The organism is Streptomyces sp. Ru73 (assembly GCF_002920575.1).
Lineage (GTDB): Bacteria > Actinomycetota > Actinomycetes > Streptomycetales > Streptomycetaceae > Streptomyces.
This window is the reverse complement of sequence record NZ_PQSQ01000047.1, coordinates 1-24,528: the sequence shown is the minus strand read 5'-3', so window position 1 is coordinate 24,528 and position 24,528 is coordinate 1. Positions and strand designations below refer to the sequence as shown.

Genomic DNA, 24,528 nt, shown 5'->3' with positions numbered 1-24,528 from the left:
GCCTCGTCGTGTGCTGCGCCGCGCGCGTCCTACTTCTCGTCGAAGCTCGCGAAGTAGGACGCTGCCATGTCCTCGTCGCCGTGGCCCTGTTCCGTGGCGCGGCGGAAGCGTTCCGCGCCGGCCGCGACGACGTCCAGGCGTACGCCGGCCGCCTTGCCTGCCTCGACGATGAGCCGGGCGTCCTTCTCCGCGGTACGGGTCTGGAAGCTGGGCGCGAGGTCGCCGTCGACCAGCGCCTGGGTCTTGGCGCGCAGGTAGCCCATGTCGAGCGGGCCGCCCGCGACGGCGTCCAGGAACTCCTGCGGGGCGACGCCGAGCCCCTTGGCGAGCGCCAGCGCTTCGGCGGTGCCGTGGGTGACGGTGAGGACCCAGCTGTTGATGACCAGCTTCAGGCGGGTGGCGGCGCCCTCGTCGCCGTTCTCGCCGACCCAGACCGTACGGCTGCCGACCGCTTCGAAGACCGGGGCGAGCAGTTCCCTGGCGGCGCCGGGGCCGGCCGCGAGGACGACCAGCTGCCCCGCCTCCGCGGGCTGCTTGGTGCCCAGGACGGGCGCGTCGACGAAGACCAGGCCGTGGTCCCGGGCGAAGCCGGCGAGTTCCCCGAGCGCCTCGATGCCGGCGGTGGTGCACTGCGCCCAGACCGTGCCGGGGCCGAGCGCGCTGCCGGCGGCACGCAGCGTCTCCAGGGCCGCCGGGCCGTCGTGCAGCATCGTCAGGACGACGTCGGCGCCCGCCACGGCCTCGGCCGGGGTGTCCGTGACGCGCGCGCCGTCCTCGGCGAGCGGTTCGGCCTTGGCGCGGGTGCGGTTCCACACCCGGACCTCCAGGCCCGCCCTGGCGAGGTTGCGGGCCATCGCCGCGCCCATGATTCCGGTGCCGAGCACCGCCACTGAGGTGTTGTCAGCCATGCCCGCACGGTAGGCGCTGGAGCGCGCTCGAAGGAAACGACGCGCTGCCCGGCCGGGCGTCAGACGACCTGGTGCAGCCAGCGCACCGGGGCGCCCTCGCCCGCGTACCGGAAGGGCTCCAACTCGTCGTCCCAGGGCTTGCCGAGGAGCCTTGCGACCTCGGCCTCCAGGTCGGTCTCGCCGCGCGCCGAGCGGGCCAGCGCGGCCCGCAGCCGGTCCTCGGGGATCAGGATGTCGCCGTGGATGCCCGTGACGGCGTGGAAGATGCCCAGCTCGGGGGTGGAGCTGTAGCGCTCGCCCTCGGCCGCGGCGCACGGCTCGGCGGTCACTTCGAAGCGCAGGAGGTGCCAGCCGCGCAGCGCCGAGGCGAGCTTGGAGGCGGTGCCGGACTCACCCTGCCAGGAGAACTCGGCGCGCCAGGTGCCGGGTGAGGCGGGCTGGCGGATCCAGTCGAGATTGACGCGCACGCCGAGGACGCCCGCGACGGCCCATTCGACGTGCGGGCACAGCGCGCGCGGAGCGGAGTGGACGTACAGAACTCCACGTGTCGTCACCGGGACCTCCAGTACGGTTCGAGGTTCGCCTTCCCCAGCGGCCTCGTGCCCGTTCCGGTCGCGGCCGGGACAGCTGCTGACATTCTGCCCCAATGATCACTTCGGCACCAGCACGCAAGGTTACCTACAGTAAACACCATGGGGCTCAATTCGCCACAAAAGGGACAGGAAATGACGTGTTGTAATTTGTTCGTACGGAGTGCGCTACTCCTTCGGGTCGCCGCCCGACGGCCACGGGGCGAGGCTACCGCGCGGTGACCGCCGAGGAGTGACGTACCGTCGCTCACGGAAGAGATATCACTCGCACGTCGGAGGGGGACAGGGGATGGCAAAGATCGACTGGGCCGCCGGACGCCCCCGCCGGCGGCCGGTAACACTGCCCGCAGCGCTCGCCGCCGCCCTCCTCCTCACCGCCACGGCCTGCGGTTCCGGCTCCGGTGACGACAACTCCCCAGGTGCGCGCGGCCGCACGGAACCGGCCCGTCCGCACGCCTCCCCCACACGGGTTTGGGACACCCGTCCGGACTCCGTGGCCGCCCTCGGTGACTCGATAACGGCCGGGTTCGACGCCTGCGGGCTGCTCGCCGACTGCACGTCCGCCTCATGGGCGACAGGCACCGACCCCGCCGTGCGCAGCCTGGCGAGCCGCCTGGTCACGAAGGGTTCCGGGCACGCCTGGAACTACGCGCGGACCGGAGCGCTGATGGCCGACCTGCCGCGCCAGATCGACCGCGCGGTTCCGCACAAACCCGAACTCGTCACGATCCTCATCGGCGCCAACGACGCCTGCCGCAACAACGCCTCCGCCATGACGTCGACGGCCGAATTCCGCGCCGGTTTCCGGACGTCCCTGCAGAAGCTGCGGCAGGCCCTGCCCAAGACGCAGATCTATGTCGCGGCGGTGCCCGACCTGATGCGGCTGTGGTCCCAGGGCCGCGAGAACCCGGTGGGCAAGCAGATCTGGCGGCTCGGGATCTGCCAGTCGATGCTGCGCGGCGCCGACGACCTCTCGCCCGCCGCCGACGCGCGCAGGGTGGCGGTGCGGGACCAGGTGGAGGCGTACAACAAGGCGCTGCGCGAGGAGTGCGAGAAGGACCGCCGCTGCCGGTTCGACCAGGCCGTTTTCGACTACCGCTTCACCGGGCGCGAGTTGAGCGAATGGGACTGGTTCCACCCGAGCAAACGGGGCCAGCGCGAACTGGCCGAGATGGCCTACCGCACCGTGACGCGCCCCGAGGGCCGCGGCTGACCCGGCACGGGGACGGCCGCGCGCGGGCTTAGGCTCGCCGCATGAGCGCGACGCACGTCGCCGGAGAACCCTTCGGCACCTCGAAAAACGGCAGTATCGTCCACCGCTGGACACTCGAAGCAGGCGCAGTACGCGTACGGATCCTGACGTACGGCGGCATCGTGCAGAGCATCGAGACGCCCGGCCGGCACGGCGAGCGGGGCGAGACCGTCCTCGGCTTCCCGGACCTCGCCGGGTACGAGGCGCACGGCGAGTCGTACTTCGGGGCGCTCGTCGGGCGGTACGCGAACCGCATCGGGGGCGCGGCCTTCACCCTGGACGGCAAGCGGTACGCGCTGCCCGCCAACGACGGGCCGAACTGCCTGCACGGCGGCGTCGCGAACTTCTCCACCGCCGTGTGGGACGCCGCGCCGTGCCCGGACGGGGTGGAGCTGCGGCGCGTCTCGGCGGACGGCGAGGAGGGCTTCCCCGGGGCCGTGGACGTGCGCGTCCGGTACACCCTCTCCGCGGCCGGCGAGCTCACCTGCGACTACCGCGCCACCTCGGACGCGCCGACCGTCGTCAACCTCACCAACCACACGTATTTCAACCTCAGCGGGGACGGCAGCGGCGGCGCCGGGACGCACCGGCTCCGGATGGCCGCCGACCACTACCTCCCGGTGGACGGCACGGGCGTCCCCACCGGGCCGCCGGCCCCGGTCACCGGCACCCGCTTCGACTTCCGCGCACGGCGCACCGTCGGCCGCGGGTACGACCACACCTTCGTGGTGGGTGACGGCGCCGGGACGATCGGCGCGCCCTCCGAGGAGCCGCCCGCGCCGCGCCCGGTGGCCGAGCTGTCCGACCCCGCCTCCGGGCGCACCGTCCGGCTCTCCACGACGGAGCCGGGCGTGCAGCTCTACACGGCCGAGCACCTGGACGGCACGTATGCGGGCACCACCGGGCGCCCCTACGTGGCGGGCGCCGGCATCGCCCTGGAGACGCAGCACTTCCCCGACTCCCCCAACCGGCCCGACTTCCCCGGCACGGTGCTGCGCCCGGGGCAGGTGTTCCGGTCGCGGACGGTGTACGGGTTCGGGGTGGAGGCGTAGTCCTCGGGGGCGGGTGGCCTGCTCCGGTGCGGCCACGGGCGGCCGGTTGCCCCCTACCGGCACAGTGGCCCCGCCCGCTTTACTCGCCCCATGAGACACATACGTACCGGACTCCTCGCCCTCGGCACCGCACTGGCCACCGCGCTCCCGCTGGCCCTGACCGCCCCGGCCGCCGCCCGCGACCGGGCACCGGACACGGGCCCGTCCCCCGTCGCCGTGGAGGAGCAGCGGCTCGCCCTGGAGGCGCCGCGGGAGATACTGCGCCGCAGCGGATTCGACGACGCCGGGCCTCGGTTCGCACGGGGGCTGGCCGCCACCCGGTCGTACGGGGCGGCGAAACGGTACGTCGAACGGGCCGGGCGTGCGCTGTGGGACCGGGCCGTCGACCGGGTGCAGGGGCGCGGCCCGGCGGGCGGTGACCTCAGCAGGGACGACGACCGGCCGCTGTACTGGGCGCGGCTGGAGCTGACCCGGGCGCTGCGTACCTGGGAGCCGTCCTTCGAGCTGTCCGAGGAGCGGCGCGCTGCGCTCTCCGGGGCGCTGGAGCGCGCCTCCCGGGGCGAGGACTCCATCGACCTGCCGGCGGGCCGCCGCGTGACCCGTGTCGTGGTGACCGGCTTCGACCCGTTCCAGCTGGACGCGGACCCGCGGCGCAGCAACCCCTCGGGGGCCGCGGCGCTCGCGCTGGACGGGACGACGCTGCGCACGCCCTCGGGGCGGACCGTACGGATCGAGACCGCGGTCTTCCCGGTGCGCTGGTCGGACTTCGCCGCCGGCACGGTGGAGCACACGCTGCTGCCGCACTTCCGTCCCGGGCCGCGCCAGGTCGATCTCTTCACCACGGTGAGCCAGGGCAGCCCGGGCCGCTTCGACGTGGAGCGCACCAACGGGGCCTGGCGGGGCGGCTACCCGGACAACGCGCGGGAGTCGCGCACGGAGACGGTGCCGATCGCGCGCGGCGTGCCGACGGTCCGTCCGCAGCCCCAGTGGACGCGTACGACGCTGCCCTACGAAGCGCTGACGCACGCCGGCACGGGGCCGTACCCGGTGTACGACCACACCGAGGTCACCGAGATCCCGGCGGGCGGCACCGAGCCCGTGAAGCGTCCGGACGGGCCGACTCCCGGGTCCACGGCGCGCGCGGGCGGCGGCGGCAACTACCTCTCCAACGAGATCGCCTACCGGGCCACGCTGCTGCGGGACGCGGTGGCCCCGTCCCTGCCGGGCGGCCATCTGCACACGCCGGTGCTGGAGTTCGGCCCCGGCAACACCGACCCGAAGACCGGCACGGTCACCGACCCTGCCTTCGTCCGCAACCGGGTGGCCATCGTCGGCCAGGTGCGGGAGCTGGTGCGGACGGCGGCCGAGTGCCGGATGTCAGTGGGCGGGTGCATGATGGGCAAATGATCGTCGCAGCAGCGCAGTTCACCCCCGTCCCGCTGGACCCCGCCGCCAACGCCGCGCGGATGGCCGGCCTGGTCACCGAGGCCGCCGAGCGCGGCGCCGGCCTCGTCGTCTTCGCCGAGCTGGCCCTGACGGGGTATGAGCTGGACGGCATCGCCGCGGCGCCGGAGCGGTTCGCGTACGCCGCCGGCGACCCGGTTCTCGCGCCGGTCAGGGCCGCCTGCCGGGCGACGGGCACCGCCGCCGTGGTCAACTGCCCGGCGCCCGCCGAGGACGGCGGCCCGGCCCTGACGTCGTACGTCTACGGCCCGGACGGCGCGCTGCTGACCCGCTACGACAAGCGCCATCTGTACGGCCCGGAGAAGGCGGTCTTCACGCCGGGCCGCACGGACGGCCGGTTCACGCACGGCGGTCTCCGCATCGCACTGGCCACGTGCTACGACACCGCGCATGCGGAGGTGTGGGAGCGGGCCGCGGCGGACGGCTGCGGGGTGCTGCTGGCGAGCGCGTTCCACAGCGATCCCGAGCGGGTGGCCCTGGGGTACGCCAAGGGCGCCCGGGAGTACGGCATGCACGTGGTGCTGGCCAACGGCCTGGGCCCCGGCAGCCCGGGCCCCGCCTGCGGACTGAGCGGCGCGTGGTCCCCGGACGCCGGCCGGCTCGCGGACGCGGCCGACCGGCCCGGCCTCGCCTGCGCCGACCTGCGGGAGCGGATCACGCTGATGTCGGACCCGGCGGTGGCGGCGGTGCCGGTCGTGGAGTGCGGTGAGCCGCTGGTCGACGTGCGGACGGCGGCGCCGGAGCTGCTGGTCTCCGATGTCCGCGAGGACCCGGCGGGCGCCTTCGCGCACCTGCGGGCCGGCGTGGTGGAGCGGCTGCTGCGCGCGCAGGAGGCGCTGCCCGACGGCCTGCGGCTGCGGGTGGCGGAGGGGTACCGCCCGCCGGCCCTGCAGCGCCGCTACTTCGAGGAGTACGCCGATGAGTTGCGGGCCGCGCATCCGGAGTGGCCGCCCGCGCGCCTCCGGGACGCCGCGAGCCGGTACGTCTCCCCGCCGGAGATCGCGCCGCACAGCGCGGGCGGCGCGGTGGACCTGCTGCTGACCACGGCCGGCGGCACGGAGCTGGACATGGGGACGCGGCTGAACGCCGACCCGGAGGAGAGCCGCGGCGCCTGCTTCACCCACGCGCCCGGACTGAGCCCGGAGGCCCGCGCCCACCGCCGGATACTGGGCGCCGCGCTCTCCGGTGCGGGCCTGGTCAACTACCCCACGGAGTGGTGGCACTGGTCGTACGGCGACCGGTACTGGGCAGTGATGACCGGTGCGGACCACTGCCTGTACGGCCCGAAGGAGCTGAGCGCATGACACGGGACGGCACGCCGCTGCTGATCGGTGACGAGGAGGTGCGGGCGCGGCTGGACGCGGGGACGGCGGTGGCGGCGGTGCGCCGTGCGCTCCTCGCCCACCACCGCAAGGAGCTGGCGGCACCGGCCCGGCTGGCGGCCCCGGTGGGCGACCGGGACCTGGTGTTCACCGCGGGCGCCGAGGCGTCCGCCGCCCGGCACGGCTTCCGCGCCTACGACACCCGTGGCGGCGAGCAGCTGGTCGCCGTCTGGGACAGCGCGTCGGGCGCGCTGCTCGCCGTGGTGCACGGCCGGGAGCTGGGTCCGCGGCGCACGGGCGCGATCGGCGCGGTGGCGGTCGACGCGCTGGCCCGGCCCGACGCGGCCCGGCTGGGCGTGATCGGCGCGGGCACCCAGGCGTACGCGCAGCTGTGGGCGCTGGCGGCCGTGCGCCGGCCGGCCGAGGTGGCGGTGTTCGCGCGCCGCCCGGAGCGGGTGCGCGCTTTCGTGGCGCGGGTCAGCGCCGAGCTGGGCATTCCGGCGGTGGCGGCCCCGACCGCCGAGGCCGCGGTGCGCGACCGGGACGTCGTGATCACCGCGACCTCCAGCCGCTCCCCCGTCCTGGAGGCGGACTGGATCGCGCCCGGCACCCTGATATCCACCCTCGGCACCAAGATGCGTACGGGGTCCGAGCTGCCGCCGGAGCTGATCGCCCGCGCGGACGTGGTCGTCACGGACTCGCGGGCGCAGACGGCGGCGTACGGCCCGGACCACCTCATCGACCCGGCCGCCGCGGTCGAGCTGGGCGCCGTGCTGGCGGGCGAGGCGCCGGGCCGCGCCGCCGCCGGCCGGATCACCCTGTTCTCCTCGGTGGGCCTCGCCGGTACGGAGGTCGCGGTGGCGGCGGAGCTGGCGGCGGTACGGCCCTGAGCGGACCGGCTCAGCCTGCCGGGAGTTCGTCCGGCGTCGGGTAGGAGGGCTGGGCGCCGGGCTTGGTGACGGCGGCGGCGCCGACGCGCACGGCGTAGCGCGCTGCCGTGGCCAGGGACTCGCCGCGCGCGAGGCGGGTGGCGAGGGCACCGGTGAAGGCGTCGCCCGCGCCGGTGGTGTCCACGGCCGTCACCTTGACGCCCGGTACGGCCGCTTCCCCGTCCGCGTCCAGGACGTACGCGCCGTCGCCGCCGAGGGTGACGACGACCGAGCGGGCGCCGAGTTCGCGCAGCGCGCGGGCCCAGTCGGCCGGTCCGCCGTCCGCCGCGCCGGAGATCCGGCGTGCCTCGTGCTCGTTGACCACCAGCGGGTCGGCGGCGGCGAGCAGCTCGGGGGCGAGGCGCTCGGGCGCCGGGGAGGGGTTGAGGACGACGCGGGTGCCGGCCTCGCGTGCCACGGCGGACGTGGCCGCCACGGACTCCATCGGGATCTCGAGCTGGAGGGAGACCACGGCGGCGCCCGCGATCACCTCGCGGGCCGCGGCGATGTCCTCGGGGCCGAGCGCCGCGTTGGCACCGAGCGAGACGACGATGCTGTTGTCGCCGTCCGCGCCCACGATGATCATCGCGGTGCCGGTGCGGGCCTCCGGGTCGACGATGACGTGCGTGACGTCCGTACCGGCCGCGCGCTGGGCGTCCATCAGCAGCTCGCCGTAGGAGTCGCCGCCGATCCGGGCCAGCAGCGCCACCCGGCCGCCGAGCCGGGCAGCGGCGGCGGCCTGGTTGGCGCCCTTGCCGCCCGCCGACTCGACCAGGTCCGTACCGAGCACGGTCTCGCCCGCGTCCGGCCGCCGGTCCACCCGGACCGTCAGGTCGGCGTTGGCCGAGCCCACCACCAGTACGTCGTAGCCGTGGCCGTCGTTGTGGCCGTGACCCTCGCTGTGGTCGTCGTTGTGTGCGTCCACGTCCGCCGTATCCATTCTTCGTTCACTGCCGGGCCGCGGTGTGCCGCCGCCCGGGTCCTGCTGCCGTGCCGCGGTCACCGGTCGTACCGCGCCGCGCTGTTCTTGCTCACTGGTCGTACCGCGCCGCGTTGGCCTTCGTCACCAGCACCACCGGCACCTTGATCTGCTTCGGCAGCGGCTGGTGCCGGGCGGCCTTGAGCGCCCAGTCGACGGCCTGCTTGCCGAGCAGCTTCGGCTGCTGCGCGACCGTCGCCGTCAGGGTCCCACTGCGTACGGCCTTGATGCCGTCCGGCGTGCCGTCGAAGGCCACGACCTTCACCGCCGAGCCGGACCTGGCGCCCAGCGCCTTGGCCGCGCCGAGCGCCATCTCGTCGTTGGCGGCGAACACGCCGTCGAGGTCGCGGTGGGCCTGGAGCATGTTGGACATCACGTCCATGCCCTTGGTGCGGTCGAAGTCGGCGGGCTGCTTGGCGACGACCTCGACGCCGGGGTACTTCTTGATGCCTTCCTCGAAGCCCTGGGCGCGCTCGCGCGCCGCCGAGGTGCCCGCCTGGCCTTCCAGGAACGCCACCTTGCCCTTGCCGCCGAGCGCCTCGGCGAGGGTCTTCGCGGCGAGCCGGCCGCCCGCGACGTTGTCGGAGGCGATGGTCGAGCCGACCGTGCCGCCGTTGACGCCGCGGTCGAGCGAGATGACGGGGACGTCCGCGCGGTTGGCGACGCCGACGGCCGGTACGGCGGCGTCGGAGTCGACCGGGTTGATGATCGCGGCCTTGACGTTCTGGCTGGTGAACGTCTCCATCTGGTTGATCTGCTGGGTGGGGTCGTTCTGCGCGTCGGTGATGTTGACCTTCAGCCCGCGCGCCTCGGCCTCGGCCTGCGCGCCCTCCTTGATGCCCACGAAGAACGGGTTGTTCATGGTGGACAGCGCGAGGCCGAGGTCCGTGTTCCCGCCACGGTCGCAGCCGCTGAGCGCGAGCGCCGCCAGTACGGCACCCACCACCCCGAGCGCTCCCGTACGCCTGTTGACGACGCGTCCCCTCATGGCCCGCCCCCTCACCGCGCGCTCCGCCGCCGCAGCGTGTCCAGCAGCACCGCGAGGGCGATGACCAGGCCGGTGGCGACCTGCTGCCAGAACGCCGAGACGCTCAGCAGGTTCAGCCCGTTGCGCAGCACCGCGAGGATCAGCGCGCCGATGAGCGTGCCGGAGGCCTTGCCGGAGCCGCCGGAGAGGCTGGCGCCGCCGATCACGACGGCCGCGATGGCGTCCAGTTCGTAACCGGTGGCGGCCTGCGGCTGGGCCGAGGTGAGCCGGGCCGCCAGCACGATGCCGGCCACCGCGGCGAACAGCCCGGACAGCGCGTAGATGACCAGCTTGCGGCGCTTGACGTGGATGCCGGAGAGCCGGGCCGCCTCCTCGTTGCCGCCGATGGCGAACATCGCGCGCCCGGTGTACGTACGCGCCAGCACCAGGGCCGCGATCAGCCCCATCACGATCATCACGAGGACGGGCACCGGCAGCCAGCCGCCGAGGGTGTCGCCGAGCCGGCTCACCGACGCGGGGAACGCGATCGGCGAACCGCCGGATATCACCAGCGCCAGGCCGCGCCCGACGGACAGCATCGCGAGCGTCGCGATGAAGGCGGGCAGCTTGCCGTACGCGACGAGCGCGCCGGACAGCAGACCGGCGGCGGCACCGACCGCGAGGCCGAGCAGCACGGCGACGATCACCGGCAGCCCCTCGGTGGTGGCCGCCCAGGCCACCACCGTCGCCGACAGGGCGGCGACCGAGCCGACGGACAGGTCGATCCCGGCCGAGACGATCACGAACGTGACGCCGAACGCCAGGATCGCCGTGACGGACGCCTGGACACCGACATTGAGCAGGTTCTGCCCGTTCAGGAAGTCCCTGGACAGCACCGCCATCACCACGACCAGCGCGATCAGGCCGCCCAGCGGCCCGTTGCGCAGTACCGCACGGGAGAACCACGGCCCGAAGCCGTCCCGGGCCGGTGCCCCGCCCACCGCCTCGGCGGCGGCTCCCGTCTTCACCTCAGCGGACATCGGAGCCCTCCATCGCGCTCGCGCTCTCGTCATTGTTCGTGCTTCCGGGCGCCGGCTGGAGCGCCAGCTCCATCACCGCGTCCTGGGTGGCCTCGGCGGCCGGCAGCTCACCGGCCAGCCGGCCCTGGGACATCACCAGCACCCGGTCGCTCATCCCCAGCACCTCCGGCAGGTCGCTGGAGATCATCAGGACCGCCTTGCCGGCCGCCGTCAGCTCGTTGATGAGCTGGTAGATCTCGACCTTCGCGCCGACGTCGATGCCGCGCGTCGGCTCGTCGAGGATCAGCAGCCGGGTGTCGGTCAGCAGCCACTTGCCGATGACGATCTTCTGCTGGTTGCCGCCGGAGAGCGTGCGGGCGCTCTGGCCCAGCCCGCTCATCCGCACCTTCAACTGGCCCGCCACCCGGGCCGCTTCACGCCGCTGCGCACCTCGGTCCACCAGGCCGCCGCGGGTGTCGCGGTCCAGCCGGGCGAGCGTGAGGTTGTCCTGCAGCGACGCGTCCAGGACCAGCCCCTGGCCCTTGCGGTCCTCGGGCACCAGCCCGAGCCCGGCACGCATGGCGGCACGCACGTCGCCGCGTGCCAGCTCCGTACCGTCGATCTCGACCGTCCCGGCGTCGTACGCGTCCACGCCGAAGATCGCCCGGGCGACCTCCGTCCGGCCCGCGCCGACCAGCCCCGCGAGGCCGACCACCTCCCCGGCCCGCACCTCGAAGCCGATGTCCTGGAACACCGGCCCGCCGGTGGGCCCGTTGCGCGTCAGCCCGCTGACCCGGAGCAGCGGCGCGCCCGGCTCCTCGGGGCGCTTGCGCGGGTACTGCTCGGCGATGTCCCGGCCCACCATCAGCCGGATCAGCTCGTCCTCGCCGGTGGACGCGGGGACCTCGGCCACCGAGCGGCCGTCGCGCAGCACGGTGACCCGGTCGCCGAGCGCGCCGATCTCCTCCAGGTGGTGGGTGATGAAGATGATCCCGACGCCGGACTCGCGCAGCTCGCGGACGAGCCCGAACAGCGTCTCCACCTCTTCCGAGGTGAGCACGGCGGTCGGCTCGTCCATGATCAGAATGCGTGCCTTCAGGCTCAGCGCCTTGGCGATCTCGACCATCTGGAGCCGGGCGATGCCCAGTTCGGCGACGGGCGTGTTCGGGGAGACGTCCAGCCGTACCCGCTTCAGCAGTTCGGCCGCGCGGGCCCGCATCGCCTTCTTGTCGACCAGTCCGAACGCGGTGCGCGGCTGCCGGCCGAGGAAGATGTTCTCGGCGACGGTCAGGCCGGGGACCAGGTTGAACTCCTGGTAGATGGTGGCGATACCGAGCCGCTCCGCGTCCTGTGCGGAACGTATCTGCACTGCGCGGAGGGCGGGCGGGGTGCCGTTGTGCGTGCCGCCGGGGCCGCCGTCGGGCGTGCGGGTGGGCTCGCCTGTGCGCGTACCGTCCGATCCGCCGGCGTGCGGGTCGCGCGGTCCGGCGTCGGCCAGGATGCGTCCGCTGTCCGGGCGGTGCGCGCCGGAGAGCATCTTGATCAGGGTGCTCTTGCCCGCGCCGTTCTCGCCGAGGAGCACGTGCACTTCGCCGGCGCGCAGACTCATGTCCACGCCGTCCAGGGCCCGCACTCCGGGGAACGACTTCGTCACCCCCTCCACGCGCAGCAGTTCGCGGCCGCCCGGTACGTCGTCATTGACGCCGGTCATGCGCTGCCCCTCTCGTTGTGGGTGGTGCTGTTCATGTGGGTGGTGCTGCTCGTGTGGGCGGTGCTGTGGGTGTGGGTGGTGCTGTGGGTGTCGCTGCCGCCGCCGGGCGCGGGGTGGTCTGCCGTGTCCGGCTCTCCGCAGGAACGGCGGGGTACGAGGCGGGCGGGGAGCAGGACCGATTCGGCGGGCCTGCCCTCGATCCGGTCCAGCAGCGTGTGCACGGCGGCCCGGCCCAGCTCGCGGGTGGGCTGCGCGATGGCGGTCAGCGGCGGGTCGGTGTGCGCGAACCACGGCACGTCGTCGTAGACCACCAGCGCCACGTCGTCCGGCACCCGCAGCCCGCGCGCCCGGATCTCGTCCATCGCGCCGAGCGCCATCAGGTTGTCCGTGGCGAGCACCGCGTCCGGCCGCTCCGGCAGGTCCAGGAAGCCGCGCATGACCCGGCGGCCGCCGGTGTGCTGGAGGTCAGGGGTGCAGCCGACGCGCTCGTCGGGCAGTTCGAGGCCGTGCGCGCGCAGCGCCTCCCGGAAGAACCGCAGCCGGTCCTCGCCGGTACGCGTGCCGGCCGGCGCGACGATGATCGCGGGGCGGCGGCGGCCGAGCGCGGCGAAGTGGGCGGCGAGGTCGGCGAGCGCGCTTCGGCCGTCGGCCCGTACGCACGGCACGTCGAGCCCGTCCACGGCGCGGTCCAGCAGCACCAGCGGGGTGCCGGCCGCGGCGACCTCGCGCAGTACGGGCGAGCCGGTGCCGGCCGAGGTGACCATCAGACCGTCGATCCGCCGGTCGATGAGCGTACGGATGTGGTCGTCCTGCTGCTGCGGGTTCTCGCCGGCGTTGCCGATCACCAGGCTGTAGCCGAGGCTGCGGGCCTCGTCCTCCACCGCGTCGGCCAGCTCGGTGAAGAACGGGTTGGTGAGGTCGCTGATGATCAGCCCGAGCGCGCCGGTACGGGCGGTGCGCAGGGCGCGCGCGACGTTGTTGGGCCGGTAGCCCAGCTCGGCGACGGCGGCGAGCACGCGGTCACGGGTGGCCGCGACCGGCGAGTGGCCGTTGAGTACGCGCGAGACGGTGGCGACGGACACGCCGGCCCGCTCGGCCACGTCCTTGATGTTCGCCATGGCGCCCTTGCCATCCGTTCTGCCGTTGCGTCCGCCGCCACCGCGCGGGGCGGCGGGACTCACCGCGACCACCGAGACCGTCGAGGCCGTCGAGGCCGTCGAGGCCGCCGAGGCCGCCGAGGCCGCCGCGATGAAATCGATTACGCGCTTCTGTGCGGCGCCTACGTAATCGATTACACGGGCCTCCCGTCAAGACATCGCACAAGTAGCCTGCGTCACACCGCCCCCATGCGCGACACACTCGCGGGGGCGCTCACCCCCGGTTTCGCACGCCACCGGCGGCACACTCCGGGCTTCGGGCTTCGGGCTTCGGACTCCGGGCTTCGGGCTTCGGGCTTCGGACTCCGGGCTTCGGCACGCCCACCCCTCGCCCCCTCCCCCATACGCGCCTCCGGCGCCCCACCCCCTCTCCCTCCGAACACGCCGAAGGGCCGCCCCCTTCGCAGGGGACGGCCCTTCAGGCATGACGCGTCAGGCGATGCGCCGGGCGGCAGCGCCTCAGGCGACGGTCAGGGTGACCTCGATGTTGCCGCGGGTGGCGTTGGAGTACGGGCAGACCTGGTGCGCCTTCTCCACCAGCGCCTTGGCGGTGTCCGCGTCGACGTTCGGGATCGAGGCCGAGATCTCGACCTTGAGGCCGAAGCCGCCGGCCGGGGTCTTGCCGATGCCGACCTTGGCGGTCACCCGCGAGCCGGAGACATCCGCCTTCTCCTGGCGGGCCACGACGCTCAGCGCACCCTGGAAGCAGGCGCTGTACCCGGCGGCGAACAGCTGCTCCGGGTTGGTGCCGGCGCCGCTGCCGCCCTGCTCCTTGGGCGGGTTGACGACGACGTCGAGCTTGCCGTCGTCGGAGGCGACACGGCCGTCACGACCGTTCTCCGCCGTGGCGACCGCGGTGTAGACGACGTCGACGGGCTGGATGGACATACGGATTCCTCTCGTACGTACGCCGCGACTCGCGCCCACGATCGCGACGGCTTGCCCCGAGCCTAGCGGTCGCCCGCAAGATCCACACGGGCAAGGGGCCTTGACCGGCATCCCAACAGCCGGCCGACCTCGCACACCGGGCCCGGTACGGCGCGCGCACCACGCCCCTTGGGGCAGTCCGGGAACCACGGCCGGGTGCGGCCAGCACACCATGGCCCCGGCAGGTCGGGGCACCACGGCCCCGACTGCGGCCAGCGCATCACGGCCCCCTCGGCACGGCCGACGCACCGTGCCCCTGGCACGGTCGGGGCACCACGACCACCGAGTGCGGTCAGGGGGCCGCGCCCCGGCTGGGGCGGCGCACCACGCCCCCGGGTGGGGTCAGCGGGCCACGACCTTGGGCGCGGCCAACGGGCCACACCCCCGGTGCGGCCGGCACACCACGCTCCCCTCGGTACGACCCATGCACCACGCCTCGGCACGGTCGGGGCACCACGGCCACCGGGTGCGGTCAGGGGGCCGCGCCCCGGCTGGGGCGGCGCACCACGCCCCCGGGTGGGGTCAGCGGGCCACACCCCTAGGTGCGGCCGACGGACCACGGCCCCGGGCGCGACCAGCAGCTCGGGCGCAGCCGACCACCCGTACGCGGCCGGCCCCGTTCGGCCGCCCCGTACGACCGGCCCCCGTACGCGTACGGCCGGGCCCCGGTTACGGCCCGGCCGACGACGCAGGTCAGGCCGGCAGGCTGACGACCATCTTGCCGGTGTTCTCGCCGCGGAGCAGGCCGAGGAACGCCTCGACGCCGTTCTCGATGCCCTCCACGAACGTCTCGCGGTACTTCAGCTCGCCGGACCGCACCCAGGCCGAGACCTCCTCGACGAACTTCGGCTGCAGGTCGTAGTGGTCGCCGACGAGCAGGCCCTCCATCCGGAAGCGCTTGGCGATGATCTGGGCGAGGTTGCGCGGGGCCGGGGTCGGCTCGGTGGCGTTGTACTGGGAGATCATGCCGCAGACGGCGATCCGGCCGTGGAGGTTCATCGACGCGATGGCCGCCTCCAGGTGGTCCCCGCCCACGTTGTCGAAGTAGACGTCGATGCCGTCCGGCGCGGCCTCCTTGAGCTGGTCCTTCACCGGGCCGTTCTTGTAGTTGAAGGCCGCGTCGAAGCCGTACTCCTCCAGCAGGACCTTGACCTTCTCGTCCGAGCCGGCCGAGCCGATCACCCGGGACGCGCCCTTGAGCTTGGCGATCTGGCCGACCTGGCCGCCGACCGCGCCCGCGGCACCGGAGACGAAGACCGCGTCGCCCTCCTTGAAGTCCGCGACGCGCAGCAGGCCGGCGTACGCCGTCAGACCCGGCATGCCCAGCACACCGAGGTAGGTGCTCAGCGGCGCGGCGTCGGGGTCGACCTTCACCGCGGTCCTGGCGTTGACCACGGCGTACTCGCGCCAGCCGGCGAAGTGCAGCGCCTGGTCGCCGACGGCGAAGCCCTCGGCGTTGGAGGCGAGGACCTCGCCGACCGCGCCGCCCTGCATCGGCTTGTCCAGCTCGAACGGCTCGACGTACGACTTCGCCGTGCTCATGCGGCCGCGCATGTACGGGTCGACGGAGAAGTAGCGGTTGCGGACGAGGATCTGGCCCTCGCCGGGCTCGGGGACCTCAGCCTCGCGCAGGGCGAAGTCGGCGGGGGTCGGCCAGCCCTGCGGGCGGGCGACGAGGTGCCATTCGCGGCTGGTCGTGGGGGTTGCGGACATGCCCGGAGCCTCCTGATGCGGGAAATGCTTCATGTGCTGAAACAACCATGCTCCTGAATATTTCAGGTTGTCAAGCAACCGGGTATCCTCGTGGGTATGACGCCTCGCACCGACCCGTTGACCCTCGAGGTCGTGGACCTGATCGGCACCGTCGTGGCCCGGTACCACGAGGAGTACGAGCAGGCGGCCGCCGCGTATGCCCTCACGGGTGCCCAGGCCCGGGTGCTGAGCCTGCTCGCGCAGGAGCCGCTGCCCATGCGCCGCATCGCGCAGTGCCTGAAATGCGAGCCGTCGAACGTCACGGGGATCGTGGACCGCCTGGAGTCCCGGGGGCTCGTCGAGCGCCGTCCGGACCCGGCCGACCGCCGCGTGAAGCTCGCGGCTCCGACCGAGGAGGGCCGGGCCACGGCCCGCGAACTGCGCGGCGCGCTGGGCTTCGCCCGCGAGCCCCTGAGCGGCCTGACGACCGCCGAGCGAGCGGTGCTCAAGGAGCTGCTGCGCCGCATGCTGGGCCTGGACACGGAGGAGGCCGGTGACGCGGACGGCGCGGACACCACGGCCGGCGCCGGCACTGCCGACGGAGAAGGCACCGCGCCTCTAGCCTGAGGCCATGAGTACCGAAAACAGCCGGTCTGCCGTCGATTTCTACTTCGATCCGCTCTGCCCCTTCGCCTGGATCTCCTCCCGCTGGATCCTGGAGGTGGAGCGCCACCGCGACCTCGACCTGCGCTTCCGGGTCATGAGCCTGGCCGTCCTCAACGAGGGCCGCGAAGACCTGCCCGAGCAGTACAAAGAGCTGCTGCAGCGGGGCTGGGGCCCGGTACGCGTCTGCATCGCCGCCGCCCAGGAGCGCGGCGAGGAGGTGCTGCGCGACCTGTACACCGCGCTCGGCACCCGCATTCACCACGAAGGCCGCGGCGAGGAGCTGGACGCGGTGATCGCGGAGGCGCTGGCCGAGACGGGCCTCCCGGCCGAGCTGGCCGAGGCGGCGCACAGCACCGCGTACGACGAGGCGCTGCGGAAGAGCCACCACGAGGGCATGGACCCGGTCGGCTACGAGGTGGGCACGCCCACGATCCACATCGACGGCGTGGCCTTCTTCGGCCCGGTCCTGTCCGCGATCCCGCGCGGCGAGGAGGCGGTACGGGTCTTCGACGGCGCCCGGCTGCTCGCCGGTTACGACAAGTTCTTCGAGCTCAAGCGGACCCGCACCGGCGACCTCGACTTCAGCTGACCGACGGCGTCAGCCGGCCCGGCGCCCGCCGGCCGACGCCTCCGCCGCCCGCTCCCGTAAGCGCCGTGCCCGCAGCACCAGTTCCAGCGCGAAGCGGCGGTCCGGGTCGTCCAGGTCCTCGCCCCACAGGTCGCGCAGCTGCCGCAGCCGGTAGCGGACGGTCTGCGGGTGGACGCCGAGCCGGGCGGCCACCTCGGGGGCGCCGCCGCGCGTCTCCAGCCAGGCGAGCAGGGTGTCCGCGAGCCTCCGTGCGTGGCCCGGGCCGCAGCTCTCCAGGGGCGCGAGGCTGCGCCGCGTGAGGTCGGCGATCAGCTCTTCGGGGGGCAGCAGGACGAGCGCTTCGGTGTGCTCGGTGCAGTGCAGCAGCTCCCCCGGAGGCAGCAGTCCGCGTTCCACGAGGGCGAGCGCGGCCTCCGCCCAGTGCAGGGAGGCGGCGGCCGCCTCCAGTGGTACGGGCGGCCCGACCGCGCCCGACCAGCCGGCCGCTGCCCGCGCCAGCAGATCCCGGCGGCCCGGCGCTTCCGGGTCCGGCAGGACCGCGCACGGCCGCTCGCGTTCCATGTCCAGCAGGACGCCGGGCCCGACGGCAGGCGCCACGGCCTCCCGTGCGGGGCGCGCCAGGACGGCGACCGCGACGCGTTCGGGCAGTGGCCAGCCGATCCGTGCGGCGTGCTCGGCGACCGCCGGGCCGCCGCGCAGGATCTCCGCCAGCAGCCGCCGCTGGAGCCGCAGCCGCTCGCCGGCCTGCCGCGCCGCGGCCTCGGCGTGGCCGCGTACGGACTGCGCGACCAGTCCGTCCAGGTACGCGAAGCCGGATTCGGCCAGTTCGTACATCGCGGGGGCGGGTATCTCCGCCTGCTGGCCGATCTCCGCGAGCCGCCGCCAGGCCAGCCGTACGCCGAGCCGGTAGACGGCCTGCAGGGCGTCCAGACTGCGGCCGTGCAGTCCCTCGTCCCGGCCGAAGTCCTGGAAGTCCTGTGGCGGGCCGTGCGGGCACTCGCCGCCGGTCGCCACGTGCGTGACGAAGTGCTCCAGCGCCCGGCGGATGCCCACCAGCGCCTTGGGCTCGCCCCGTTCGTCCAGGACGACCGGCAGCTGCGGGAACTCCCTGCGGATCTCGTGCAGGATCTCTTCGGCGAGCGCGGGGACCCGGTCCATGGCCAGGGTGGTGAAGCGGTGGACACGGAGGCGCGGCACCTCCCGCCAGGCCGGCCCCACGGTGGTCACGGGCCGCCTACTCACCGGTCCGGTCGAAGGTGACCAGCGGGACGTTCGGCTGCTCCGGGGTGGCGTTCAGCGCGGCGACGGCGCCCAGGCCGGCGCCGACGGCCAGCGCGGCGGCGGCGAGGCAGGTCAGGGCTGCGGCGAGCAGTCTCGGCATGGCGCGGCGGACCCTTCGTCGTGGGGCGGGCGCGGCGCCCGCACCGGTCGGACGGCAGTCGCGGTGTGCCTACTGTGAAAGGGAGTTGACGGCCTGTCAAGCACTCCCCTACGGTTCCCGGGCCGATGGCCGGGAACCGCCCCCGGGAGGCTTTAGGCCCACTTCCGGCTGGCGTTCGGCCCGCCTCCGTACACCGCCGCGCGTCCCCTCGGGACCGCCGCTACCGTGTCCCGCCCGGGCCCGTGCCCCGTCTCCGTACAGCGCTGCCTCCCGCCGGCCCCGGGTTCCGGGCCGCCGGCGTCGCTCCACGTGCACTGCCCCGCCCTGCCCGACCACAGGAGTGCCCGTATGCGGAAGACTGCTTCGCCCCTGTCCCTGTTCCTGCTCGGCAGCGGCGTGTTCCTGCTGGTACTGGCGGCGATGCTGGCCTGGTACGTGACGCCGAGGGCCGCGCGCACCCCCGTGGACGTCGACGTCACCACCGTCCTGACCGGCCCCGGCCGCTACTTCGAGACGCAGGACCTGGAGACCAGAAAGGGCCGGATCACCATCACCCGGCACGTGCTCGGCAACGTGGCGGCGAGCGAGCGCAGCGGGCAGGCCGTGTGGGACGTGTCCACCACCGTCGACAGCCCCCGGACGCTGCGGCTGCGGGACCCCCGTAAGGCGCTGCTCTGGACCACCGGGCGCTGGGTCACCGACCGGCGGACCAACGCGCCGGTGCACTGCTGCGGGGAGTCCCCCACGCAGTACGAGGGCGAGGCGTACCTGAAGTTCCCCTTCGATGTGCAGCGGCGGGTCTACCGCTGGTGGGACGACACACTGCAGGCAGCGGTGCCGCTGCGCTTCATGGGTACGCGCTGGGTCGCGGGATATCAGGGCTACGTGTTCGCCGGGTCGGTCCCGCCGGCCAGGACGGGCACCCGGCAGGTGCCGGGCAAGCTCGTGGGCCGGCCGAAGCAGCCGCAGATCCAGGCCGAGGAGTGGTACGCCAACGCCGGCATCGAGCTCGTCGTGGACCGGCGCACCGGCCGGATCATCGACGCGGTGATCTCGCCGCGCAGGACGCTGCGGCCGCCCGGCGGGCAGCGGGACGTGGTCACGCTGCTGGACGGCCGGCGGCTGCGCTTCACGCCCGCGACGCGCCGCGCCCAGGTGGCGCTGGCGCGTGCCGACGCCGGGAGGCTGCGGCTGGCCGGTGAGACGGCGCCCCCGTGGACGGCCGGCGCGGGCGGCCTCCTGGCCGTGGCGGGCGCGGTCCTGGTGGCGATCGGGCGGCGGCCGCGCCCCGATGCTGTGCGCGGGGACGAACAACCGGACGCCGCGGGGCCGGAATTTGTCACTCCGGTGAGTGGCCAAGGAGAGGCGCGCGGCGAACACTGACGACCCCACGGGCCACCGGCGGTTTCCGGTCGGCTCGTTCCGCACGGCTCAGTACGCAGTACGTCCCCCACCCTAGGTACCGCACCCTGAGACGAGTTGGAGCGCAGATGCCCCAGCACCTGCCACCGCTGCCGCACGCCCCCGCCCCGGAGCCCGTACGCACCCGGCCCGAGCCACTGCGCCCGCACGCCCGCAGACCGTCCCGTACGGCCGCACAGCCCTCTCCCCGCCGCATCGTCTTCCTCGCCCGCCGCGACCTCGGGAACCCCGCGGCGGGCGGCTCCGAGCTGCTCGTCGACCGGCTCGCCGAAGGGCTCACCGCGCTGGGCCACCAGGTCACGCTGCTGTGCGGCGGGCCCGCCGCACACCGCGAGTACCGGGTCGTCTCGGCGGGCGGCGACGCGAGTCACTTCCTGCGGGCACGCGGGCAGTTCGCCCGTCAGGTCGGCGACTGCGACCTGCTGGTGGAGGTGTGCAACGGGATGCCCTACCTGGCGCCCCTCTGGCACCGCGGCCCGACCCTCTGCCTGGTCAACCACGTCCACACCGACCTGTGGGGGCTGCGCTTCCCGGCCCCCGCTGCGCGCCTGGGCCGCAGCCTGGAGCGGTGGGCACTGGCCGGCACCCACCGCGGCAACCTGATGGTTGCCGTCTCCGACTCCACCGCGGGGGCGCTCCGTGACCTGGGCGTACCCGGGGACCGCATCCGGCTGGTCCACAACGGCGTCGAGGAACCGGGCCCGCTGCTGCCGAAATCTCCCGAACCGCTGTTCCTGGCCATGGGCAGACTCGTCGAGTACAAGCGGATCGGCCTGCTCCTGCGGCTGTGGGAGCGCGTACGGCCCGTCACCGGCGGCCGGCTGGTCATCGTCGGGGACGGGCCCGAGCGGCGCCGCCTGGAGGACCTGGCGGGGCCCGGCGTCCGCTTCACGGGCCATGTGAGCGAGCGGGAGAAGCACGAGCTGCTGTGCCGGTCCTGGCTGCTGCTGCACCCCTCGCTCATCGAAGGGTGGGGCCTGGTGGTCATGGAGGCCGCCGCCCGGCGCACCCCGGCCGTCGGCTTCGACATCCCGGGGCTGCGCGACTCGGTGCACGACGGGGTGACGGGGCTGCTCGCACGAGGGGAGAGCGCCTTCGCCGCCCACTGGTGCGCGCTCGCCCTCAGTGGGCAGCGGCGGCACACGATGGGCCGCGCGGCCGAGCTGCGCGCCGCGCGCTTCCGCTGGAGCGGCACGGTCCGCGGCTTCCGTGCGGTGGCCGCGGAGGCCGTGCGCACGGCACCGGGGAGGTGAGGCACGCGGTGCGCGATCCTTCGGTGCGCAGGTCCCTCGCCCTCTTCCGTGCGTTCCTGCACGAGCAGACCGACCCCGAAGGCTGTTACGGCCTGCTCGCCCGGGACGCGGCCGACCAGCTGGAACGTTACGCCCCGCTGGCGGGCGCGGTGGTGGCCGACGTCGGCGGCGGGGCCGGCCATTTCACCGAGGAGTTCCGCCGCCGCGGCGCGCTCGCGGTGCTCCTCGAACCCGATCCGGCCGAACTGTACGCGCGCGGCGCGCCGCCCGAGGGCGCGGTGGTCGCCGACGGCTACCTGCTGCCGCTCGCGGACGGCGCGGCCGACGTCTGCTTCTCCTCCAACGTCCTGGAGCACGTCGCCGACCCGCACACCTTCCTCAGCGAGATGGTGCGGGTCACCCGCCCCGGCGGACTGATCTACGTCGCCTTCACCAACTGGCTGTCCCCCTGGGGCGGCCATGAGACGGCGCCCTGGCACTACCTGGGGGCGCGCCGGGCCCGCGACCGCTACCGGCGGCGCACCGGACGCAGCCCCAAGCACACCCTCGGCGAGAACCTCTTCGCGCTCCACGTGGGGCCCACGCTGCGCCAGGTACGGGCGCGCCGGGACGTGGAGGTGCTCGCCGCCCGCTCCCGCTACGCGCCGTTCCTGGCCGGTGCCGTCGCCCGCCTGCCCGGCGTGCGCGAGGTCGCCACCTGGAACCTCCTTCTCATACTCCGGCGGTTGCCATGACCCAGACGCTCGCCACCTCGCGCTCTCCGGGCTCGCCCGTCCCCGGGGACACCCCGACGTCCGCCCCCGGGGGCCCGCCACCGGGGCGGCCACGGGGGCGCAGCTGGCTGCTGGCCTTCTGGGCCGCGGCCTTCGTCGCCTTCCTTGCGCCGTCGCCGGGCCGGATGACCTTCGAGACCAAGCTCGGCGTGGCGCTGGCCCCGTGGAAGTTCCTCGCCGACCTCGGGTCCCTGTGGCACGACCGGGCCGGCTTCGGGGGGCTCGCCGACCAGTACATCGGTTACGCGTTCCCGATGCTTCCGTACTACGCGCTGGCCGACCTGGTGCACCTGCCCGTCTGGATCGCCGAACGGCTGTGGCTCTCCTTCGTGGTGACCGCGGCCTTCTGGGGCGCGCTGCGGCTGGCCGAGCGGCTGGGCACGGGCAGCCCGGCCTCCCGGTTGCTGGGTGCCGCCACGTACGCGCTGTGGCCCGCCTTCACCATCGTCATCGGCTCCACCTCCGCCGCAGCACTGCCCGGTGCCGTCCTCCCGTGGGTGCTGCTGCCGCTGGCCGACCCGCGGCGCAGCGCGCGTCTGGCAGCGGCCCGTTCGGCGCTGCTGGTGCCCTTCATGGGCGGCGTCAACGCGGCCTGCACGATCGCCGCGCTGGTGCCCGCGCTGCTGTACGTGCTCACCCGTACGGGCCGGCGGCGGTGGAAGCTGCTCGCTTGGTGGCTGCCGGGCGTCGTGCTGGTCACCCTGTGGTGGTCGCTCCCGCTGCTCCTCCTGGGCGTGCACGGCGAGAACTTCATGCCGTACGTGGAGCAGGCCGACGCCACGACGGGCACCATGTCGGCCACCGAACTGCTGCGCGGCGCCGGCAACTGGGTCGCGTACCTGAACTTCGGCAAGCCCTGGCTGCCGGCCGGCTGGACTCTGGTGGCGGGCGTGTTCACGGTCGTCGGCACCGCGCTCGCCGCCGCGCTGGGCCTGGCCGGGCTGGCCCGCAGGGACCTGCCCGAGCGGCGCTGGCTGCTGCTGACGGTGCTGATCGTCGCGGCGGTCGCGCTGGCCGGGTACGGGGGCGCCCTCGGCGGCCCGGCGCACGAGGTGGTGCGGACGTGGCTGGACGGCCCGCTCCAGCCGTTCCGCAACGTCTACAAGTTCGCGCCCGGCCTCGCCCTGGCACTGGCCTACGGGCTGGCCCACGTCACGGGCCTGCCCTCCCGGCCGCGCGCCGGCCGTGAGGTGCCCGGCGGCCGGTACGTCCCGCTGGTCGTCGCGTTCCTGCTGTTACCGGCCCTCGCGCTGCCCTACCTGAACGGCACGGTCCTGCAGCCCGGCGCCTTCCGGCAACTGCCCGCCTACTGGCAGCGCACCGCCGACTGGCTGTCGGACCACAGTCCCGACAACCGGGCGCTGGTCGTCCCGGCCACCGCGCACGGCCTGTACACCTGGGGCTCGCCCATCGACCAGCCCCTGGACGTGCTCGCCGAGTCCCCCTGGGCGCAGCGCGACTTCGTCCCCTTCGGGACGAAGGGCTCGCGGCGCGCGATGGACGCCGTGGAGCAGGCGCTGATGACCGGCTCCGAAGTGCCCGGGCTGCGCGGCTTCCTGAGCCGGGCCGGGCTGTACAACGTCGTGGTACGCAACGACCTGGACCCCGACCAGATCGGGTACGTCCCCCCGCAGACCGTCCGGCGCACCCTCGTGGCGTCCGGTTACCGCAAGGTGGCGGCCTTCGGGCCGCTGACCACCGCGGGCCGGATCGCCGCCGACACCCCGGTCCAGGTGCAGGGCCTGTACCCGAGGCAGCGCGCGGTGGAGATCTACGAGCCGGTGGGCACCGCCCGCCCGGGAAGGGTCACCGCCCGGGCCGCCGCCGACACGGCTCGGCTCAGCGGCGGCCCCGAATCACTGCTGCAGTTCGCCGCCGACCCCACGCTGCGCGACCGGCCGACGGTGCTGACCGGCGACGCGCACCCGGGTGTCGACACCCCCGCGCTCCAGCTCAACGGTGACGGCCTGCGCCGCGCCGACACCCGCTTCGGGCTGGTCAACACCAACACGTCCTACACGTACACGGCGCGCGAGCGGAACGGCCCGGACAGCGTGCAGGACCCCGGTCGCCCGCCGCGCCAGATCCTGCCCGTCCAGGGCATCGAGCACCAGACGACCGCCGTGCTGCGCGGGGCCCGTTCGGTCACCGCGTCCTCCAGCGGCAGCTGGCTCTTCCACCTGCCCCAGTACGACCCGGTGAACGCCTTCGACGGCGACCCCGACACCGCCTGGGCTGAGGGCAGCGCGGGCAACCCGGTCGGCCAGTGGGTCAAGGTGGCGTTCAGCCGGCCCGTGGACGTCCCCGCGACGCTCTCGCTCACCCCACTGCCCGGAGACGGGCTGCGCGCCGCTCCCACGGCCGTACGCGTCACCACCGACCGCGGCAGCGCGGTCAGCCAGCTGCGCACCGACGGGCGGCGCCAGCCGGTCAAGGCACCGCCCGGGCGGCGAAGTGGCTCAAGGTCACCATCGT

19 protein-coding genes and 2 pseudogenes are annotated in these 24,528 nt (G+C 74.2%); 11 read left to right on the top strand and 10 right to left on the bottom strand.

Annotated elements, in window-relative coordinates:
• Positions 1-29: 29 nt before the first annotated feature.
• Positions 30-971 (bottom strand): NAD(P)-dependent oxidoreductase, encoded by a 942-nt coding sequence (locus tag C3486_RS20520; RefSeq protein WP_258052897.1) that lies wholly within the window; start codon positions 969-971, stop codon positions 30-32.
• Entirely contained in the window at positions 968-1,462 is a 495-nt protein-coding gene (locus tag C3486_RS20515; protein WP_103834197.1) for a DUF3145 domain-containing protein, read from the bottom strand. The genes C3486_RS20520 and C3486_RS20515 overlap by 4 nt, the downstream gene beginning before the upstream one ends.
• A gap of 325 nt (positions 1,463-1,787) precedes the next feature.
• On the opposite strand from C3486_RS20515, the gene C3486_RS20510 reads away from it, so the two are divergent.
• The 5 genes from C3486_RS20510 to C3486_RS20490 all read left to right on the top strand — a co-directional run bounded on the left by C3486_RS20510 (position 1,788) and on the right by C3486_RS20490 (position 7,478).
• A complete protein-coding gene (locus tag C3486_RS20510; protein WP_103834196.1) occupies positions 1,788-2,711 on the top strand; it encodes an SGNH/GDSL hydrolase family protein in 924 nt (307 codons plus the stop codon).
• Between the two features lie 41 nt (positions 2,712-2,752).
• Positions 2,753-3,802, top strand: coding sequence for an aldose epimerase family protein (locus tag C3486_RS20505; protein WP_103834195.1), 1,050 nt, complete (start codon positions 2,753-2,755; stop codon positions 3,800-3,802).
• A gap of 90 nt (positions 3,803-3,892) precedes the next feature.
• Positions 3,893-5,209: a pyroglutamyl peptidase gene (locus tag C3486_RS20500; RefSeq protein WP_103834194.1), complete on the top strand. Its 1,317-nt coding sequence runs from the start codon at positions 3,893-3,895 to the stop codon at positions 5,207-5,209.
• Positions 5,206-6,570, top strand: a complete 1,365-nt coding sequence (locus C3486_RS20495; protein WP_103834193.1) for a nitrilase-related carbon-nitrogen hydrolase — start codon at positions 5,206-5,208, stop codon at positions 6,568-6,570. The genes C3486_RS20500 and C3486_RS20495 overlap by 4 nt, the downstream gene beginning before the upstream one ends.
• Positions 6,567-7,478, top strand: coding sequence for an ornithine cyclodeaminase family protein (locus tag C3486_RS20490; protein WP_103834192.1), 912 nt, complete (start codon positions 6,567-6,569; stop codon positions 7,476-7,478). Before C3486_RS20495 ends, C3486_RS20490 begins: the two co-directional genes overlap by 4 nt.
• A 10-nt stretch (positions 7,479-7,488) precedes the next feature.
• Here C3486_RS20490 and C3486_RS20485 read toward each other — a convergent pair whose 3' ends face one another.
• From C3486_RS20485 to C3486_RS20455, 6 genes and pseudogenes are all read right to left on the bottom strand, one after another.
• A complete protein-coding gene (locus tag C3486_RS20485) occupies positions 7,489-8,442 on the bottom strand; it encodes a ribokinase (RefSeq protein WP_258052893.1) in 954 nt (317 codons plus the stop codon).
• 106 nt (positions 8,443-8,548) lie between these two features.
• A pseudogene (locus C3486_RS38580) lies at positions 8,549-10,503 on the bottom strand (substrate-binding domain-containing protein).
• Positions 10,493-12,193 carry a sugar ABC transporter ATP-binding protein gene (locus C3486_RS20470; protein ID WP_103834188.1) on the bottom strand — a complete coding sequence of 567 codons (1,701 nt, stop codon included), beginning with the start codon at positions 12,191-12,193 and terminating at the stop codon, positions 10,493-10,495. Before C3486_RS20470 ends, C3486_RS38580 begins: the two are co-directional and overlap by 11 nt.
• The gene (locus C3486_RS20465; protein WP_146075022.1) at positions 12,190-13,311 is read right to left on the bottom strand and encodes a LacI family DNA-binding transcriptional regulator; all 1,122 of its coding nucleotides are present in this window, start codon (positions 13,309-13,311) and stop codon (positions 12,190-12,192) included. The genes C3486_RS20470 and C3486_RS20465 overlap by 4 nt, the downstream gene beginning before the upstream one ends.
• Before the next feature lie 498 nt (positions 13,312-13,809).
• Complete coding sequence (locus tag C3486_RS20460; protein WP_103834187.1) at positions 13,810-14,238, bottom strand: organic hydroperoxide resistance protein; 429 nt, start codon at positions 14,236-14,238, stop codon at positions 13,810-13,812.
• A 732-nt stretch (positions 14,239-14,970) separates the two neighbouring features.
• Positions 14,971-15,990 carry an NADP-dependent oxidoreductase gene (locus C3486_RS20455; protein WP_103834186.1) on the bottom strand — a complete coding sequence of 340 codons (1,020 nt, stop codon included), beginning with the start codon at positions 15,988-15,990 and terminating at the stop codon, positions 14,971-14,973.
• 96 nt (positions 15,991-16,086) lie between these two features.
• Here C3486_RS20455 and C3486_RS20450 point away from each other — a divergent pair, with 96 nt between their 5' ends.
• Positions 16,087-16,596: a MarR family winged helix-turn-helix transcriptional regulator gene (locus tag C3486_RS20450; protein WP_103834185.1), complete on the top strand. Its 510-nt coding sequence runs from the start codon at positions 16,087-16,089 to the stop codon at positions 16,594-16,596.
• Positions 16,597-16,600: 4 nt separating this feature from the next.
• Positions 16,601-17,224: a disulfide bond formation protein DsbA gene (locus C3486_RS20445; RefSeq protein WP_103834184.1), complete on the top strand. Its 624-nt coding sequence runs from the start codon at positions 16,601-16,603 to the stop codon at positions 17,222-17,224.
• A 9-nt stretch (positions 17,225-17,233) separates the two neighbouring features.
• On the opposite strand, the gene C3486_RS20440 is transcribed toward C3486_RS20445, so the two are convergent.
• Both C3486_RS20440 and C3486_RS37355 read right to left on the bottom strand, forming a co-directional pair.
• Entirely contained in the window at positions 17,234-18,451 is a 1,218-nt protein-coding gene (locus tag C3486_RS20440; RefSeq protein ID WP_258052892.1) for a CdaR family transcriptional regulator, read from the bottom strand.
• A gap of 7 nt (positions 18,452-18,458) precedes the next feature.
• Entirely contained in the window at positions 18,459-18,605 is a 147-nt protein-coding gene (locus tag C3486_RS37355; RefSeq protein ID WP_181138621.1) for a hypothetical protein, read from the bottom strand.
• A 348-nt stretch (positions 18,606-18,953) separates the two neighbouring features.
• Here C3486_RS37355 and C3486_RS20435 point away from each other — a divergent pair, with 348 nt between their 5' ends.
• The 4 genes and pseudogenes from C3486_RS20435 to C3486_RS20420 all read left to right on the top strand — a co-directional run.
• On the top strand, positions 18,954-19,988 hold the full coding sequence (locus tag C3486_RS20435) for a DUF3068 domain-containing protein (RefSeq protein ID WP_103834183.1): 1,035 nt from the start codon (positions 18,954-18,956) through the stop codon (positions 19,986-19,988).
• A gap of 107 nt (positions 19,989-20,095) precedes the next feature.
• Complete coding sequence (locus C3486_RS20430) at positions 20,096-21,280, top strand: glycosyltransferase family 4 protein (protein WP_103834182.1); 1,185 nt, start codon at positions 20,096-20,098, stop codon at positions 21,278-21,280.
• A gap of 8 nt (positions 21,281-21,288) precedes the next feature.
• Positions 21,289-22,014 (top strand): class I SAM-dependent methyltransferase, encoded by a 726-nt coding sequence (locus tag C3486_RS20425; protein ID WP_103834181.1) that lies wholly within the window; start codon positions 21,289-21,291, stop codon positions 22,012-22,014.
• A pseudogene (locus tag C3486_RS20420) lies at positions 22,011-24,528 on the top strand (alpha-(1->3)-arabinofuranosyltransferase family protein); the annotation flags it as partial. The gene C3486_RS20425 and the pseudogene C3486_RS20420, both read left to right, overlap by 4 nt.

Excerpts from the sequence above, each read along its gene's own strand:
- C3486_RS20510 (WP_103834196.1), top strand. The coding sequence starts at position 1,788 with ATGGCAAAGATCGACTGGGCCGCCGGACGCCCCCGCCGGCGGCCGGTA.
- C3486_RS20505 (WP_103834195.1), top strand. The coding sequence starts at position 2,753 with ATGAGCGCGACGCACGTCGCCGGAGAACCCTTCGGCACCTCGAAAAAC.
- C3486_RS20500 (WP_103834194.1), top strand. The coding sequence starts at position 3,893 with ATGAGACACATACGTACCGGACTCCTCGCCCTCGGCACCGCACTGGCC.
- C3486_RS20495 (WP_103834193.1), top strand. The coding sequence starts at position 5,206 with ATGATCGTCGCAGCAGCGCAGTTCACCCCCGTCCCGCTGGACCCCGCC.
- C3486_RS20490 (WP_103834192.1), top strand. The coding sequence starts at position 6,567 with ATGACACGGGACGGCACGCCGCTGCTGATCGGTGACGAGGAGGTGCGG.
- C3486_RS20470 (WP_103834188.1), bottom strand. The coding sequence starts at position 12,193 with ATGACCGGCGTCAATGACGACGTACCGGGCGGCCGCGAACTGCTGCGC.
- C3486_RS20465 (WP_146075022.1), bottom strand. The coding sequence starts at position 13,311 with ATGGCGAACATCAAGGACGTGGCCGAGCGGGCCGGCGTGTCCGTCGCC.
- C3486_RS20460 (WP_103834187.1), bottom strand. The coding sequence starts at position 14,238 with ATGTCCATCCAGCCCGTCGACGTCGTCTACACCGCGGTCGCCACGGCG.
- C3486_RS20455 (WP_103834186.1), bottom strand. The coding sequence starts at position 15,990 with ATGTCCGCAACCCCCACGACCAGCCGCGAATGGCACCTCGTCGCCCGC.
- C3486_RS20450 (WP_103834185.1), top strand. The coding sequence starts at position 16,087 with ATGACGCCTCGCACCGACCCGTTGACCCTCGAGGTCGTGGACCTGATC.
- C3486_RS20445 (WP_103834184.1), top strand. The coding sequence starts at position 16,601 with ATGAGTACCGAAAACAGCCGGTCTGCCGTCGATTTCTACTTCGATCCG.
- C3486_RS37355 (WP_181138621.1), bottom strand. The coding sequence starts at position 18,605 with ATGCCGAGACTGCTCGCCGCAGCCCTGACCTGCCTCGCCGCCGCCGCG.
- C3486_RS20435 (WP_103834183.1), top strand. The coding sequence starts at position 18,954 with ATGCGGAAGACTGCTTCGCCCCTGTCCCTGTTCCTGCTCGGCAGCGGC.
- C3486_RS20430 (WP_103834182.1), top strand. The coding sequence starts at position 20,096 with ATGCCCCAGCACCTGCCACCGCTGCCGCACGCCCCCGCCCCGGAGCCC.